Source organism: Candidatus Ruthia magnifica str. Cm (Calyptogena magnifica), from assembly GCF_000015105.1.
Lineage (GTDB): Bacteria > Pseudomonadota > Gammaproteobacteria > PS1 > Pseudothioglobaceae > Ruthia > Ruthia magnifica.
Genome location: NC_008610.1, coordinates 778,502 through 795,408, shown reverse-complemented (window position 1 = coordinate 795,408; position 16,907 = coordinate 778,502). Strand labels below are relative to the sequence as shown.

The 16,907-nt window shown below is 33.8% G+C and carries 19 protein-coding genes; 7 read left to right on the top strand and 12 right to left on the bottom strand.

What is annotated here, in order from left to right:
* Positions 1-234 precede the first annotated feature (234 nt).
* Together RMAG_RS03680 and RMAG_RS03675 are read left to right on the top strand one after the other, a co-directional pair.
* Positions 235-702 (top strand): copper chaperone PCu(A)C, encoded by a 468-nt coding sequence (locus tag RMAG_RS03680; protein ID WP_011738098.1) that lies wholly within the window; start codon positions 235-237, stop codon positions 700-702.
* Positions 703-1,377: an SCO family protein gene (locus tag RMAG_RS03675; RefSeq protein ID WP_011738097.1), complete on the top strand. Its 675-nt coding sequence runs from the start codon at positions 703-705 to the stop codon at positions 1,375-1,377.
* 67 nt (positions 1,378-1,444) lie between these two features.
* Here the strand turns inward: RMAG_RS03675 and miaB are convergent, their stop codons facing one another.
* From miaB to ccmA, 8 genes are all read right to left on the bottom strand, one after another.
* The gene (gene miaB, locus RMAG_RS03670; RefSeq protein WP_011738096.1) at positions 1,445-2,779 is read right to left on the bottom strand and encodes a tRNA (N6-isopentenyl adenosine(37)-C2)-methylthiotransferase MiaB; all 1,335 of its coding nucleotides are present in this window, start codon (positions 2,777-2,779) and stop codon (positions 1,445-1,447) included.
* Positions 2,780-2,785: 6 nt separating this feature from the next.
* Positions 2,786-3,811 carry a mechanosensitive ion channel family protein gene (locus tag RMAG_RS03665; protein ID WP_011738095.1) on the bottom strand — a complete coding sequence of 342 codons (1,026 nt, stop codon included), beginning with the start codon at positions 3,809-3,811 and terminating at the stop codon, positions 2,786-2,788.
* A gap of 486 nt (positions 3,812-4,297) precedes the next feature.
* Positions 4,298-4,870: a YqaA family protein gene (locus RMAG_RS03660; RefSeq protein WP_011738094.1), complete on the bottom strand. Its 573-nt coding sequence runs from the start codon at positions 4,868-4,870 to the stop codon at positions 4,298-4,300.
* Position 4,871: 1 nt separating this feature from the next.
* On the bottom strand, positions 4,872-5,795 hold the full coding sequence (locus RMAG_RS03655; protein WP_011738093.1) for a glycine--tRNA ligase subunit alpha: 924 nt from the start codon (positions 5,793-5,795) through the stop codon (positions 4,872-4,874).
* An 87-nt stretch (positions 5,796-5,882) separates the two neighbouring features.
* Entirely contained in the window at positions 5,883-7,253 is a 1,371-nt protein-coding gene (locus tag RMAG_RS03650) for an adenosylhomocysteinase (protein ID WP_024792165.1), read from the bottom strand.
* Between the two features lie 121 nt (positions 7,254-7,374).
* Entirely contained in the window at positions 7,375-8,508 is a 1,134-nt protein-coding gene (gene metK / locus RMAG_RS03645) for a methionine adenosyltransferase (protein ID WP_011738091.1), read from the bottom strand.
* Positions 8,509-8,661: 153 nt separating this feature from the next.
* Entirely contained in the window at positions 8,662-9,327 is a 666-nt protein-coding gene (gene ccmB, locus RMAG_RS03640) for a heme exporter protein CcmB (protein ID WP_011738090.1), read from the bottom strand.
* Entirely contained in the window at positions 9,324-9,920 is a 597-nt protein-coding gene (gene ccmA, locus RMAG_RS03635) for a cytochrome c biogenesis heme-transporting ATPase CcmA (RefSeq protein WP_011738089.1), read from the bottom strand. The genes ccmB and ccmA overlap by 4 nt, the downstream gene beginning before the upstream one ends.
* A 15-nt stretch (positions 9,921-9,935) precedes the next feature.
* Between ccmA and RMAG_RS03630 the strand changes: the two genes are divergently transcribed.
* Positions 9,936-10,883 (top strand): S49 family peptidase, encoded by a 948-nt coding sequence (locus RMAG_RS03630; RefSeq protein WP_011738088.1) that lies wholly within the window; start codon positions 9,936-9,938, stop codon positions 10,881-10,883.
* A 102-nt stretch (positions 10,884-10,985) separates the two neighbouring features.
* Here the strand turns inward: RMAG_RS03630 and RMAG_RS03625 are convergent, their stop codons facing one another.
* Complete coding sequence (locus RMAG_RS03625; RefSeq protein WP_011738087.1) at positions 10,986-11,444, bottom strand: outer membrane protein assembly factor BamE; 459 nt, start codon at positions 11,442-11,444, stop codon at positions 10,986-10,988.
* 55 nt (positions 11,445-11,499) lie between these two features.
* Between RMAG_RS03625 and fur the strand changes: the two genes are divergently transcribed.
* The gene (gene fur / locus RMAG_RS03620) at positions 11,500-11,907 is read left to right on the top strand and encodes a ferric iron uptake transcriptional regulator (protein ID WP_011738086.1); all 408 of its coding nucleotides are present in this window, start codon (positions 11,500-11,502) and stop codon (positions 11,905-11,907) included.
* A 5-nt stretch (positions 11,908-11,912) separates the two neighbouring features.
* On the top strand, positions 11,913-12,701 hold the full coding sequence (locus RMAG_RS03615; RefSeq protein ID WP_011738085.1) for a metal ABC transporter permease: 789 nt from the start codon (positions 11,913-11,915) through the stop codon (positions 12,699-12,701).
* Here RMAG_RS03615 and prfA read toward each other — a convergent pair.
* Both prfA and hemA read right to left on the bottom strand, forming a co-directional pair.
* Positions 12,693-13,784, bottom strand: a complete 1,092-nt coding sequence (gene prfA, locus RMAG_RS03610) for a peptide chain release factor 1 (RefSeq protein WP_011738084.1) — start codon at positions 13,782-13,784, stop codon at positions 12,693-12,695. The genes RMAG_RS03615 and prfA overlap by 9 nt on opposite strands.
* Positions 13,784-15,034 carry a glutamyl-tRNA reductase gene (gene hemA, locus RMAG_RS03605; RefSeq protein ID WP_011738083.1) on the bottom strand — a complete coding sequence of 417 codons (1,251 nt, stop codon included), beginning with the start codon at positions 15,032-15,034 and terminating at the stop codon, positions 13,784-13,786. Before hemA ends, prfA begins: the two co-directional genes overlap by 1 nt.
* 77 nt (positions 15,035-15,111) lie before the next feature.
* On the opposite strand from hemA, the gene RMAG_RS03600 reads away from it, so the two are divergent.
* Positions 15,112-15,624, top strand: a complete 513-nt coding sequence (locus RMAG_RS03600) for a lipoprotein insertase outer membrane protein LolB (RefSeq protein ID WP_011738082.1) — start codon at positions 15,112-15,114, stop codon at positions 15,622-15,624.
* A gap of 566 nt (positions 15,625-16,190) precedes the next feature.
* Here the strand turns inward: RMAG_RS03600 and RMAG_RS03595 are convergent.
* A complete protein-coding gene (locus RMAG_RS03595) occupies positions 16,191-16,415 on the bottom strand; it encodes a S1 RNA-binding domain-containing protein (RefSeq protein ID WP_024792163.1) in 225 nt (74 codons plus the stop codon).
* Between the two features lie 98 nt (positions 16,416-16,513).
* On the opposite strand from RMAG_RS03595, the gene RMAG_RS06050 reads away from it, so the two are divergent.
* The gene (locus RMAG_RS06050; protein WP_422851288.1) at positions 16,514-16,651 is read left to right on the top strand and encodes a hypothetical protein; all 138 of its coding nucleotides are present in this window, start codon (positions 16,514-16,516) and stop codon (positions 16,649-16,651) included.
* The last annotated feature ends 256 nt before the right edge of the window (positions 16,652-16,907 follow it).

The following is a 16,907-nucleotide window of genomic DNA, read 5'->3' as shown; positions in this document are numbered from 1 at the left end:
TTTATTGCTAATTTTAACATCAAAACTTTTAGCAATGGTTTCTAAGTTTTTGTCCAATGAGCCGTAAATATTAGCCAGTTATTTTGTATTATCAATATTAAATGTGAATTTCATTAAGTTGTTTTATCAAAAAAGTAATAATAACCAATTAGATCATGTTTAAGAATGTCAAAATTCCTCATTATGATACAATGATGTTTTTAAATTTTACCAATATAACTTAAGAGAAAAACAATGAATAAAATGATATCAAGTTTGATGATAGTTTTATCCTTATCAATTATTACCCAAGCATGTTCAATGAGTCATGACACGGATAATATTACTGTTTATAACCCATGGATACGTTTAGCACCACCAAATGCACCTGCATTAGGTGCATTTATGGAAATTCACAATAATTCTAACCATGATATTAAACTGTTATCTGCAAATGCCAGTGGATATAAACGACTTGAGTTACATAAAACTGAGTATAAGAATGGCATGATGAAAATGATTAAACAAGATTTTATGCCTATTCTTGCCCATAATAAATTGGTTTTAAAGCCAGGCAGTTGGCATATTATGATGATTAATCCTGAGTTAGTACCAAGTGAGGAGGAGGATGTTATAATTGAGTTGGTATTTAGCAATGATTTGTCAAAAACATTACATGCTAAAGTAAGCAAAGATAATATGATGAACCATCACGAGTATTAAATGTTTAAAAAAGTATTAATTGTTGTTGTGACGACAGTAATCGCCTTGTCTTTGTATATTAATTTTGACAACAATTACAAAGAGTTAGCAAAACAACTTAAAGTTTCTTTTATACTTTACAATCCTGATAAAGAATTATCATCTTTTTCGTTGATTGATCATAATAATAATAAATTTAATAACAAAAACTTTAAAGATAAATGGACGTTATTGTATTTTATTTACACTCATTGTCCAGACGTATGTCCTACTGGTTTGATGGATATATCAATACTCAAATCTATTTTGATTAAAAGAGGTGCAAGCATTGTGCCCAATCTTGTAACCATTACTTTTGATCCAATTAGAGACACGCCTAAAGTGTTAAAAACTTATGTCACTCATTTTGATAAAAGTTTTTTAGGTGTGTCTGGAGATCAAAGTCAGATTGACCAATTGGTGCAAGATTTTGGTGCTTATTATGAACGAGTGGTTTATTCAAAAAATGGCAAGACAATAGTTCTTAGAAATGACGAGCCGTTGTTAAAAGGTGTGTTGGAATCTGATTATTTGATTAATCATACTGCTTGGATTTATTTGATTAGTCCAGATGGAAAAATTTTTGCTGGTTTTCCATCTCCACACAATCCGCTTGAAATGGCAGATGATATTGAATTGCTAATTAAAAACTATTAAAATTTTTTTTTGTTAGTGATTTGTGAGGATTTATTCTAAATTGACACTTTGTCAAATCACAATATATTTAGGCAATCAAATTACCCACTAAAGAATTACCACGACCTTGGGTGATTTTTATATTGACAATTTGACCAATCAGGGATTTATCACCTTTGAAGTGCGTATTACGCATATTTTCTGTACGTCCAAATAGGTTATCTCTTTTTTTGGCTACGTTTTCTACCAATATTTTTTGTACACTGCCGACCATTGATTTAGAAATACGTTCAGTATTTTTGTCTATTGTTTTTTGTACTAAGGCTAAACGTTGTTTTTTAACATCCATATCAACATCATCAAGATAACTTGAAGCGAGTGTTCCAGGGCGAGCAGAATAGATAAAGCTAAATGATTTATCAAAGCCAATTTCATCAATCAGTGTCATGGTATCAAGAAAATCTTGTTCATTTTCACCGGGGAAACCAATAATAAAATCACTTGATATAGAGATATCTGGGCGAATTTTACGTAATTTTCTAATTTTTGATTTATATTCAATGACCATGTGTCCACGTTTCATTAATCTAAGAATTTTGTCAGAGCCACTTTGAATGGGTAGGTGTAAATGTGAAGCCAATTTTGGCACCTCCATGTAAGCCTCGATTAAACTATCGCTAAATTGAGTTGGGTGTGAAGTGGTATAGCGAATACGTTTAATGCCATCAATTTGCGCTGCAATATTAATTAATAATGCCAAATCAGCTATCTCTCCATCGTCCATTAAACCTTGATAGGCATTTACATTTTGTCCAAGCAGATTAACTTCCCTAACACCCTGGATGGCTAAAATTTTAACTTCGTTGATAACATCAATAAATGGGCGTGATACTTCTTCACCGCGTGTATAAGGTACAATACAAAATGTACAATATTTACTACAGCCCTCCATAATTGAGACAAAAGCAGTAACGGAGCTGGTTTTTGGTTTTGGTAGATGGTCAAACTTTTCAATTTCTGGAAAAGAGATATCAATTGATGGTTTAACACTCATGCCGGGCGTGGGCGTTAAAACCTCGTTTAGCATACTTGGTAATCTATGCAAGGTTTGTGGACCAAAAATAATATCCACATAAGGAGCGCGTTCTAGAATTAACTCACCCTCTTGTGAGGCAACACAACCACCTACGCCAATGATTAAATTAGAATTTTTATCTTTTAATTTGCGCCAACGACCGAGTTGATGGAATAGTTTTTCTTGGGCTTTTTCACGAATTGAACAAGTATTAAGCAACAACACATTAGCACTAGCTGCATCATCAGTTAGCACCAAACCATGGGAATGGTTAAGTACATCAGCAATTTTATTAGAATCGTATTCATTCATCTGGCATCCAAAAGTACGAATATATAATTTTTTCATAAATTTTTATTTTTGAATATACAAGGTTTGAGTGGGGTAGGCAATCTCAGCTTTGTGTTTGGTAATAATTTGTGCAATGCTTAATAGGATTTTCTCTTTTACTTTTTGATAGGTGGTTTTATTAACGGTTTTGGTAAAAGCATATACATTGAAATCGAGCGATGAGGCATTAAAATGATTAAAATAAACTCTTAGTGGTTGAGAATGATCAATGTCTACATATTCTTTAAGCATTTGTTCTATTTCGCTCATAATAATAGGAAGTTGTTCAATGTCATTATAGCGAATGCCAATCACTTCTTTAATACGACGATTGGTCATACGTGATGGCGTTTCAATGGGAATGGTGGTAAAAATTGAATTGGGGATATAGACAGGATTTTTACTAAAAGTTCGGATGCGTGTTATACGCCAGCCAATTTTTTCAACCGTGCCTTCAAATTTATCAGAACGAATCCAATCACCTGTTGAAAAAGGTTTGTCCATTTGAATCATTAATCCGCCAAAAATATTTGATAACATATCTTTGGCAGCAAAACCCATAACAATACCGCCAACACCACCAAATGTAAGTAGGCCAGAGATTGAAAAACCTAAATACTGCGCAACACCTAAGGCAATGGCAATGATAATTAAAATTTTAGCCAATCTTGAAAACAGCCTAATTGAATCATTATTAATATGAATATTTTTTTCAATTAAGTAAGCTTCAATGCCTGATACCATTCGAACAACTCCCCAAGTAATGATAAAGATGGGCATGATATCAATATAGGTAATAACACTAGCCAAGATTTTAACTTGGTCTGTAAATACATTAATTGATAAAAATATTAAACCAAACCAAATCAACATTTTAAGTGGTGGTAATATTGCTTTGATTAAATGGTCGTCTAGTTGGTTCTTTGTTTTTCTAGCATGTTTAGCAATGCTGTTAAAAATAAAGCTAAGTGTCAAGTGCGCAGTGAACGCAACAACGAATAAAGCACCAATGGATTGATAGATGGTTATGTTTTGTAAAACGTCATTCATGAATTCTATTTTAACTAACTTTTGGCTTGTTATTTCAGATACTTAAGCGGCTATTTAAAATTTTTCATTTCAAAGTAAAACGACATTTTGCTAGTGATGTCAATTATTTGACCCTTTTAATAGTATCACCATTTTTCTATTTTGTGACTGAAAAATATAAATGGGCTATTTTAGTATGACTTTTTATTTTATTACCAACATATACCACTTTGATATTACGAATAGCACGTATATTTTATCCAATTTTAGTATCAAAAATTAAGCCCAAATGTTTGTTTCTTACTGAGAAGGCTTTACTGATATTGCTTTTAAATGGAATATAGACCATCTGTTAGTTTTTTGCTTATCTCTTTAATAATTTTTTTGTTTTGTTCTCTTAGTGTTGACTAATATTTTGTAAGTTGATGGATTTTTCGAGAACAATAACTTTTTTGAGAGGGAAAATAAACTATTATTAACAAAAAGACAAATTTAAGGGTTAAAAATTTAACTAGCATACCAAATACCTAGTGCAAAAACTACAATTAGGATATAACTCAAACGGTCGATGTATTTTTGTAGCCACTGATCACACTGTTGTCTATAAGCCTTAACCAGAGAGATAATTAAATAATATCTAGCTGCACGTGTAATGAGTGACATAATAATAAATGGCAATAATGCCATGGACATAGTGCCAGCAGTAACGGTAGCCAGTTTGTATGGAATAGGACTAAATGCTGCAATGCCAACCATCCAGATACCATAAGTATCAAAAATTTTTTTGATGTATGCAATTGATTCTGGCTTGATGAGTTCAAAGCTCAATAAAAATTGCAACAACACTTCACCTAGAAAATATCCGACCAAGCCGCCAAGCACTGAAAAAATAGTACAAATAAAAGCAAAATGGCAGGCTTTATCAGGACGTTTGAGTACCATGAGTGCTAATATTACATCAGGCGGAGGGTAGGGTAGAATGCTAGATTCTAAAAAACTAATCACTGATAAATAATAAATAGCATATCTACTTTCAGCCCAGTTTAGAATTCTTAAATAAATTTTGGAAAATATATCCATGTTATTTTTTACTTGACTTGGTTTTCATGTCTTGCTTGAGTATTGGAAAACCTAAATTTTTACGTGAATTATAGTAAGTTTGTGCTACTTTTTGACTCATGGCATGTATTTTGCGAATAAACCGTGCACGATCTGTCGTGCTAATAGCATGGCGTGCATCAAGTAAATTAAATAAATGCGATGCTTTTATTACTTGTTCATAGGCAGGGTAAGGCAATGACGCTTTAATTAATTTTTCATGCATGGCTTCAGCCTCATCAAATTGCCTGAATAGTACCTCGATATTGGCAATTTCAAAGTTATATTTTGATTGTTCAACTTCGTTTTGATGGAATACATCAAAATAACTAACACCCTCAACCCAAATCAAATCAAATACACTATCAACGTCTTGTAAGTACATGGCTAAACGTTCTAAGCCGTAAGTAAGCTCACCCGATACAGGCTTACAAGACAAGCTACCAATTTGCTGAAAATAGGTAAATTGAGAAATTTCCATGCCGTTTAACCAAACTTCCCAGCCTAAGCCCCAAGCTCCTAAAGTTGCTGATTCCCAGTTGTCTTCCACAAAGCGTACATCATGGTTGGTTAAATTAATACCGATTTCAGTTAAAGATTCTAAATACAAATCTTGAATGTCAATGGGCGAAGGTTTTAACAAAACTTGAAACTGGTAATAGTGTTGTAAACGATTTGGATTTTTACCATAACGACCATCAGTGGGACGACGAGAAGGCTGTACATAAGCCACCTTCCAAGGCTCAGGACCAATAGCTCTTAGAAACGTAGCGGAGTGAAAGGTGCCAGCGCCCATTTCCATATCAAAGGGCTGCAATAAAGCACATCCCTTTGAAGCCCAAAAAGTTTGTAGTTTTGAGATTAAATTTTGAAATGAAGCGCAAGCATCCAAATTTAAAATTGACATTATAATTCAACAGAAAATAACAAAAATTTTACCGCAAATTACCATAAAAAGTTTTATATCAAAATATTTTTTTGAGCGTTTTTGATATTAATACTTATAACTTTCAGGCTTGAATGGGCCATTTTTAGGGACATTAATGTAGTTAGCTTGAGTAGTTGTCATAACTGTAAGTACACCACCAAAACCACTTACCATGCCTGAAGCCACTTCTTCATCTAACTTTTTAGGCAGTACTTTAACATAAATATCACCGCCTTTATCGGCAAATTTTGCATTAAATAAATGTATTTGTGCTAAGACTTGGTTGGCAAATGAGCCATCCATGATGCGACTTGGATGTCCTGTTGCATTGCCTAAGTTAACTAAACGACCTTCGGATAATAAAATCAAATAGTCACTTTTATTGTCTGTTCTAAAAATACGATGAACTTGAGGCTTTACCTCGTCCCAAAGCCAATTATCAAGCATATATTGAGTGTCAATTTCATTGTCAAAATGTCCAATATTGCAAACTACTGAACCTGGCTTAAGAGTTTGTAGCATGGCATTGTCGCAAACATTAATATTGCCTGTGGCAGTGACAATTAAATCAGTTGTATTTAACAAGTCTTTATTGATACCATCAATTGAACCTTTATTGATACCGTTGATATAGGGAGAAATAATTTCAAAACCATCCATACATGCCTGCATTGCACAAATTGGGTCAATTTCGCTGATTTTAACAATCATACCTTCTTGGCGTAATGATTGTGCAGAGCCTTTGCCAACGTCACCATAGCCAATTATCAGTGCTTTTTTACCAGACATGAGCATGTCAGTACCGCGCTTAATGGCGTCATTTAGCGAGTGGCGACAACCGTATTTGTTGTCATTTTTTGATTTGGTGACTGAGTTGTTTACATTGATAGCAGGCACTTTAAGAGAACCTTTTTCCATCATTTTTAATAAGCGATGAATGCCTGTTGTGGTTTCCTCAGAAATACCATGAATGTTATCCAGCATTTCTGGATATTTCTCGTGTAGCGTTTGGGTTAAATCACCACCATCATCAAGCACCATGTTAGCCGCCCAAGGTTTGCCATTTTCTAAAATAGTTTGCTCAATGCACCATAAAAACTCTTCTTCAGTTTCACCCTTCCAAGCAAAGGTTGGAATATTGGCTGCTACCATAGCACTAGCAGCGTGGTCTTGGGTTGAAAAGATGTTACAACTTGACCAACGTACTTGTGCTCCTAAATTGATCAATGTTTCCATTAAAACAGCGGTTTGAATGGTCATGTGAATACAACCAAGAATTTTCGCATCTTTTAAGGGTTGTGTGCTTTGATATTTTTTTCGAAGTGTCATTAATGCTGGCATTTCTGCTTCTGCAAGCTCTATTTCTTTACGACCATAATCGGCTAGTGCCATATCAGCGACTTTGTAATCTCGATTGTTTAAGGTTGGGTTGTTCATCTGGTTTGCTGTATGTCGTTTACTCATTTTTTTGTTTCTATAAAGGGTTTAAAAAATGAGCGTTGTTTTGATTTTTCAATGCAACGCTCCTTGGCATATTGATCATTATACCAACAATGATTTATTTCAATAAGTGAGCACGGTCAGTTTTTTCCCAACTAATGTCATTTTCTGTACGTCCAAAGTGACCATAACTAGCAGTTTTTTGATAAATAGGACGTTTAAGATCAAGCATTGTAATTAAGCCTTTAGGGCGTAAATCAAAGTGTTCGTGTATTAAACGCTCAATTGCTTGATTGCTAATTTTTCCTGTACCAAAGGTTTCCACATTAATTGAGGTAGGTTCCGCCACGCCAATGGCATAAGAAACTTGAATTTCACACTTGTCAGCCAAGCCGGAGGCAACAATGTTTTTAGCCACATAACGTGTTGCATATGCTGCAGAACGATCAACCTTTGACGGGTCTTTGCCAGAAAATGCACCGCCACCATGGCGAGCCATACCGCCATAAGTATCAACAATAATTTTACGGCCTGTAAGACCTGCATCGCCTATTGGACCACCAATGACAAAATGACCTGTTGGGTTGATGTGATATCGGGTTTTATTACTTAGCCATTCGCTAGGTAGTACTGGCTTTATGACTTTCTCTAAGATGGCTTCTCGCAAATCTGTAAGCGAAATATCGTTATCATGTTGGGTTGATAAAATAACAGTATCAACACCTTTAATTTTATGACCATCATAAATCATGGACACTTGAGATTTTGCATCAGGGCGCAGCCATGGTAATGTACCATCTTTCATTAATTTTGCTTGACGTGCAACCAAAAGGTGTGCATACAAAATAGGTGCTGGCATCAATACGTCAGTGGCATTGCAAGCATAACCAAACATTAAACCTTGATCGCCTGCACCTTGTTCGTGATTAGATGATTCGTTAACGCCTAAGGCGATATCTTGAGATTGTTTACCCAATAAATTAGTAATATCGCAAGTGTGACCATTAAAGCCATATTCATCACAATTGTAGCCAATATCAATAATGGTATTGCGTACAATTTGTTCAAAGTTAATATTGGTATCTGTGGTAATTTCACCTGCCAGTACGACATGATTGTCTTTAACTAAAGTTTCAACAGCAACACGTGAATTCTTATCTTGTGTCAATGCTGCATCTAAGATGGCATCAGAAATTTGATCACAAACCTTATCAGGGTGGCCAGCAGAGACAGATTCAGAAGTGAATATCATTTTTTATTCTCCTTGTAAAAACGAAAAATCTTTAAAGCGGGTTTTCAACAAAGAAGAACACCTACTTTAGCTTGTTTTGGTTACCTTTTGGGCAACAACGCTAGCAATCGGGGCAAATCAGCGTGTAATTGGGATTATAGCATAAATGATGAATTATTCTAAACTTATCTTTAAGGCAATGCCACTAACAAAAGGTGCGGTCATTAAACTTATTATGAGAATTGTAGCTAAAAAATACAATTGACCCGTAATCTCTAAGCCAAATTGTGCTTGAGATACTGCACTTGAAGCAAAAATAAGAATAGGAATATATAAAGGTAGTATCAGTAAAGATAATAACATGCCAGAATTTTTAATACCAACAATCAGTGAAGTACCAATAGCACCAATAAGACTCAAGCTTGGTGTGGCTAGTAATAGTGTTATCATTAGCACCCAAATACCATCGCCATCAAGAAATAAAAACAAACCCAATAGAGGTGATAGTAGAATAATAGGAATACCGGTTAAAATCCAATGAGCGGTAATTTTTGACAAAATGAGCAAGGATAATGAATGGTGAGAAATCACCATTTGTTCTAAAATGCCATTTTCAAAATCGTGATGGAATAAAGCATTTAGTGAGAGTAGTGCTGAGAGCATTGAAACAACACAAATAATACCCGCTGCAATTTGAGCAAATGTGGTAGTTTCAGAACTGATGGCTAAGGGAAATAGTGACACCGATATTATAAAAAATAACAGCGGGTTTAATATGTTATAAGGGTTGCGAATAGCAATACGTAAGTCACGCTTTAGGGCTTTAAGGTAAATATTCATAGTGCTAACACCTTTTGATTAAGTAAGGCTGAACTTTGATGTGTAGTAAATAGACACAAACCGCCTTGTTCGCAGTGTTTGTTGATTCTATGTTCAATAATGGCTACACCATTAGAATCAAGTGCAGTAAAAGGCTCATCTAGTAGCCAAACTTTAGCATTGGAGATGAATAATCCTGCCAAGATCACACGGCGCTTTTCTCCTGCTGATAGTTTGGCGCAGTATTCATCTTCATAACCTTTTAAACCAATGTTACTTAATGCTTTAATTAATTGTACTTGGTTGGTAGATTTATTAAGCCCAGTTAAAAATTCAAGATTTTCAAGTGCGCTTAATTCCCCACTAAGTACTGATAAATGACCTAAATAAAAAATTTCTTTTTGATAGATTTCTGATTTGACTGCATGATTGTCTAAAAAAACCCCGCCCTGCTCTTGCACGTTTAGGCCTGCTAAAATTTTGAGCAGTGAAGTTTTACCGCTACCATTGGTGCCAGTAATGCGTAAAATGTCACCTGAGTTGATCTCGAAAGAAAGATGCTTGAATAAAAGGTTGTAGCCTTTTTGACAACTAAGATTATCTATTTTCAACATAAACGAAGATTATATATGAAACGTACCGCTGATGAACAACTAGCCGATATTGCACAAGAATTTGTACGCCAAAATAAGTCTAAACGTCGTTGGCGTATTATATTTAGCCTATTATTTGTTGGTTATTTTTATTTTGTATCTTATATTGGTGTGAGTGGAAGTGGAATATTAGAAACTGTACTTAAAAAAGAGTCCCCTTTTGTTGCTGAAGTGGTGTTAAGTGGCACTATTCAAAGTTCAGGTTCAATTGATGCTGATGAAGCTATTGAATTGTTGCACAGTGCATTTGAGTCAGAAAATGCAAAAGCTGTTATTTTAAGAATTAATTCACCAGGTGGCTCACCCGTACAATCTAGTAGAATTTACAAAGCTATTGTGCGTTTTAAAAAGCAATTTGATAAAAAAATCTATGTGGTTATTGAAGATATTTGCGCCTCAGGTTGTTATTATATTGTTTCAGCTGCTGATGAAATATATGCTGATGAATCTTCAATTATTGGTAGTATTGGCGTAGTTATGTCTAGTTTTGGTGCGGTTGATGCTATTAAAAAATTAGGCATTAAAAGACGACTCTATACTGCAGGAAAATATAAAGGCTTGTTAGACTCTTTTTCTCCAGAAGATGAAAAAACATTAATGCACATTCAAACTAGTATTTTAGATAAATCGCATCAAAATTTTATTAATGCGGTTAAAGCAGGTAGGGGTAATAAATTATCAAAACATAAAGATTTATTCACAGGCTTAATTTGGCTTGGACAAGAATCTAATAAACTAGGGTTAATAGATGGTATTGCAGACGCAAACTATATTGCTAAGCATATTATTGGCATTGACTCAAGAATTTTATTTGAAAAAGAAAAGACTCTGTTGGAGCAGCTAACAGAAGCAAGTGCTAAAGATATTGTATTGGCTATTAACGATAGATTAATATCTCAAAATCCCATTGGCTCTTTACAGTAAGTAATTATTAGAACTTATATTAAGATGTTTTTGTATTGATCATTTTTTCATTATTAGTGCTGTTTCTCAATAATTTGCAAATTTACGAATGGGTTTTTTGGACTATTTAGCGTAATTCTCTGATACTTTTTTGGTTAACGTTTTTTCTTTAGTAATTTTTTCCTTTTTTTCATAGCTGATACGTTTATTTTCTGCCTCTTTTTCTTTATCAGTGAGTTGTGATAATGAGCCGATATTAGTTGTGTTAATATGTACTAATATGTCATCATTAAATTTTAATACTAAGCGATAGTGAATGTTATCCTTTTTATGCAAAGTAGAGTAGTTAATATAGTCCCATTGGTTATTGTGAAAGGAGTCAATAATGCTTGGTGATCCAATTAAATCTTGCACTTGTGTTTTAGACATGCCTAAATTCAGTTGATTGATTTTAAACCTTTCTAGCACTGAGCCTTGGTGGATATCATCTTTATACAGTGTTAATAATGATATATCTGACATTTTAGGCAAACATGCAGATAAGAATGGCAATAAAAATACAATCAAAGTTAATTTATTCATTTACTAGTTTTTTGATTTAAAATCAATGACTAATTTTACATTAAGGATGCTAGATATGGATGCTCAATATCTAAAAAGTGTAGGGCTTAAAGTCACACTACCAAGGTTAAAGATTTTGGAAATTTTAGAAACTAGTGAAAATCATCATATGGGTGTTGAAGATATCTATCGCACTTTAATCATGCAAGGTGAAGAAGTGGGCGTGGCAACAATTTATCGAGTGCTTACTCAATTTGAAGAGGCAGGTATGGTTAATAAACTTAATTTTGACAATGGAAAAAGTGTGTTTGAGTTATCAAATGTAGATCATCATGATCATTTAGTGTGCGTCAAATGTGGCAAAATTGATGAATTTGCTGATGAGGTTATTGAGCAGCATCAACATGATATCGCTAACAAATATGGTTATCAACTTACTGATCATTGTTTGTATTTATATGGACTTTGTAAAGACTGCCACTAATCATTATGGAAAATTTTATTTTTAGGGCCGTTCTAGCAGCTATTGGTATTTCAATTATTGCAGGTTCATTAGGCTGTTTTGTTATTTGGAAACGTATGAGTTATTTTTCAGAATCTATTTCACATTCAGCACTTTTAGGTGTATCTTTAGGACTTGCTAGTGGCTTAAGTGTTCATTTTAGTTTGGTGATAGTGGGTGTGATATTTGCAATACTTGTTGTCATTTTGCAACGAAGACAATTTTTATCTAATGATGCTATTTTGGGTATTTTTTCACACATTGCTTTGTCATTAGGTATTATTGTTTTAAGTTTTATTGGTAACACTAATATGGATTATTTTTCACTCTTATTTGGTGATATTTTGTCTATTACAAACGCTGATATTATTTGGGTGTATGTAATTTTAATTGTACTTGGCTTACTGCTCATTATTTTTTGGCAACGTTTATTATTATTAACCTTAAATGAAGAACTAGCAGTTGCACAAGGACTTAATCGAGATTTTTATCAGTTATTATTTATGTTAATGATTGCGTTAGCTGTTTCTGTTTCAGTGCAAATTGTGGGTGTGCTTTTGATTACTTCCCTGCTAATTATTCCACCAGCTGTTGCTAGAGTATTTGCTAATACTCCCAGTGGTATGGTATTTCAATCAGTTATTGTTTCTATGGTTGCAGTTGCTCTTGGTCTTGGTACTTCAATGGCTTATGATTTGGCCACAGGTCCGGCAATTGTAATTGCTTTGGGTGGATTATTTATATTGTCACAATTTATGTATAAAAGATCAACTTAGAACATCATTCAATTCTGTTAATTGACTGGTTTGTTGCTCAACGATTAATGGCTCAATAATTGCATTTAAATTGCCCTCCATAATTTCTGAAAGTTTGTATAAGGTTAAATTAATGCGATGGTCGGTAATACGTCCTTGTGGATAATTATAGGTACGAATACGTTGTGAACGGTCGCCACTACCTATCAATTCCTTACGAGTTGATGCTTGTTCTTTGTGTTGCTCTTGTTGTTGTAGATCGAAAATACGTGATGCTAATACTAACAAAGCTTGGGCTTTATTTTTATGTTGCGAACGACCATCTTGACATTCAGCTACAGTACCAGTTGGGATGTGTGTTATGCGTACAGCAGAATTAGTTTTATTAACATGTTGGCCGCCTGCGCCACTGGCCCTAAAGGTATCAACACGAACATCACTCATATTAATGTTAACTTCTTCAATATTTTCAACCTCAGGCATAATAGCAATTGTACATGCTGAAGTGTGTACTCGACCTTGACTTTCAGTTTCTGGTACGCGTTGTACGCGGTGTGCGCCAGACTCAAATTTTAATTTTGAGTAAACACCTACCCCGCTAATGCGAGCAATAATTTCTTTAAAACCACCATGCTCGCCAAGACTGGAGCTTATGACCTCTATTTGCCATTTCTTCTTTTCGGTGTAGCGACTGTACATTTTGAACAAATTGCTTGAAAAAATACTAGCTTCATTGCCACCTGTACCTGCTCTAATTTCAATGATAATGTTTCGAGAATCGTTAGGATCTTTTGGTAAGAGAGATTTTTTAAGCTCTAAATAAAGATGGTCTAATTTTTTTTTAACATCAAGCATTTCCTCTTTGGCCATAGCTTTTATATCCATATCGTCTTCAAGTAGCATTAGTTTTGCATCTTCTAAATTTCTATGATGTGACAAGTAAGCTTGAAATTGTTGATTAACTGGGGTTAATTGAGCGCGTTCAATAGATAACTTTGTGAATTTTTTAACGTCACTAGCAACTTTTGGGTTGGATAACATAACATCCACTTCTTCAAGGCGCATTGATAGCTGCTCTAATTTGGCAAAGATGGATGCATGCATTAGTTTTTAATATAAGGTATACAACCTTCACATTGAGATAAATTTTCAATGGAAGTTTGTTTAATATTTTTAAAGGGTAAATGTAATAGTTTGTTGGCTAATTGATCAGCAAGTTTACGAATAGTATCTTCAGAATTAGCACCATTTTTTAGTTGTTTGATGGCTTTTTCTAATAGTTCGTTTTTAATTGAGTTTGCACCAAATTGGTAAGATTGTACCATTTGCTCATTAGGTATAGTATCCAACCACTTATTAAAGACTTGATTTTGTTTAACGATGATTTCTTGAGCCAAGCCTTTTTCTTTTTCTCTATTGCCAATATTATCATTAACCACTTGTCCTAAATCATCAATGGTGTATAAATACACATCATCTAATTGACCCACTTCAGGCTCGATGTCTCTAGGAATGGCAATATCAAGCATAAATATTGGTTTGTGTTTGCGCTTTTTTAAAGCACTTTCGATTAAGCCTTTACCGATAATTGGCATTGAAGCTGCTGTTGAAGAAATGATAATATCTGCTTTGTACACAAAGGATGAAAATTGTTTTAAACCGATAGATTGTGCCTGATATAAATGGGCAATTTTTTTTGCATTTTCAATGGTTCTATTGGCAACAATCATCTTGTTGACTCCTTTTTGATTAAGATAATGTGCACACAGTTCAATCATCTCTCCTGCTCCGATGAGTAAAACAGTTTGTTCGGATAACTGCTCAAAAATCTTTTCACTAAGTTTAACTGCACAATAGGCAATTGAGACAGGTGAAGCACCAATTTGAGTATTAGTACGTACTTTTTTGGCGGTTGAGAATGTATGTTGGAATAGTTTTTCTAATAGCTTATTCAGAGTTTTGACTTCTTTTGCTATGTGGTAGGCATTTTTTAATTGGCCTAGAATCTGTGGCTCGCCCAATACTAATGAATCAAGACCTGTGGCGACATTGCATAAATGTGTAAGCGCCTCATTGCCTTCAAAATAATTTAAGTAAGAATCTATTATATCACGTTTAATATTGTGTGTTTTGGCAAGATAATTACTTAATAGTTCTTCAGAGTTTTTATGATTAGAAGCAACGTAAATTTCTACGCGGTTACAGGTGGAAAGAATAATGCAGGCATCAATACCGTCAATATGATGAAGATTATTTAGTGCTTGAATTAATTTATCCGGTGTAAAAGCAACTTTTTCTCGCACTTCAACAGGCACGAGCTGGTGATTAACACTTAAAATTGCAATTTGTGACATAAATTTAACAAAAATAACTCAAATAAACGTTTGATTATACCCAAAGGGTAAGTTTCACGCTACAATGAGCGACTTATATGAAACGAATAATAATTACGTGTTTTACTTTGTTTTTATCAAGCTGCTCAACACTTAATATCCATCCTACAAAGTTAGAATATCAACAAACTTTACCGAGTATTTGGAAAGTATATGGCAGATTAAGTGTAAGTGTTAATAGTGATACAAAAACATTAGGTTTTGAAGTGAGTTTTGACCATCATGATTATAAACTTATACTAAGCACAGCTTTTGGTTTTGGTCAAATTTTGATTGAGTCTAGTCAGAAAAAGCTGTTGGTTAATGATAAGCTAATCAATTTAACTTTTAATCAATGGATGACTAATGAGATGGGGTGGTACTTGCCTATTGATACTTTAGCCAAGATATTGTTTAAAAATGAGATAAATAGCACTCGTCATTGGCAGATTAAAATTAGTAGTTATCAATTGATTGATGATATTCAATATCCAAAAGTGATTCGTTTTAATCATCTGAGCAAACTCATCAAAATCAAACTACTGATTAATGAAGTTCATAAGTTAAAATAGCATAAAGATTAAGTAATTTAGCATGATAGAAGAAGATTCTTTAGTATAGGTGAGTAAAACCAAGGTAATGATGACTTCAATGCGTCCGGTTTTTAGAGAGTTATATTGGAGGAGATGATTGATGTAAGTCATAAATGGCATTATTTATTAAAGCGGCAAAAAAACGTAAGGACACACTGGATCATTGTTTAATTTATAGCTCTCTTGGTTTGGTAAAATCATATTGGTAAATGTGATTGCTAATCAAATATCTACAGGCATTAAATAAACATTTGATCTGACATTAGAGGTTCAGGATATTTGGCAGTAATTTTGACTAAACTTAAACCGTATGAAATTCATCGTTTTAATCCTGTGATTGAGGAAATCCTCTGCTCAGATATTTAGAAAATTTTAAATTAAATATTACGGTGGGCGAGGGTATTCCGTACAATTTGCGTTATCTATTTTTACGTTAATTGGTGCTAACTCGTGCTGACGCTAGTCTCTTACAAGATCGTTGAATTGCCAATCACTTTACGCCATGTTCGTGATTTTGCTGATATAAAAACTAATAGTGTGATTCATCAAGCTGCTGCATCAGAAGATTGTTTGTTGTAATTTTTCATTGCTTCTTTTTCTTCAACTGAGTTCTTAGCTTTAATACTGACTGAAATATTACGAGTCCTTCTATCAACATTCACAATTGCAACCTCCACTTCTTCGCCAATTTTTAATATCAAGATTACATCATCAACACAATTTTCTGAAATTTCACCTGCTTTCAAATAGCTTGTAATATCTTCACCCAAATTACCAAAGAAACACTAACAATGGATGAAACAGAACTTGAACAATTAAACTGTGACTATCTTTCTATTATGATGAATAAGTTTTCTGGTAGGTAGGTTTGGACACACTGGAAACTGCTATTAGTGAGAAACGTGGTACCTTAGAAGACATGGTAGAATCGTATTTGATTCAACAAGATTTTATTATGCTAGTTACTTTAAATTTATCGAAAGAGGAGAGGAGTGAATTTTTATGAGAGTTAGGCTTTGAATAAGATCAATTGATGTGTCATCAAACAATTATTTTTTGTTGTCAAATCACTTAGCTGAGTATTTGCTTTCAGACAAATTTAATGATTTATTAACTGTTCATTCTAAAATAGAAAAATTACGACGCACCAGTCTAGTTTTTTCATAAAAAATAATAGGCTTAGAGCAAAATAAGGTATTATTTAAAGCGTAAATAACCGTGGCTTGTTTGAATACAATTAGTTTTTAACATTGTGCTATTCC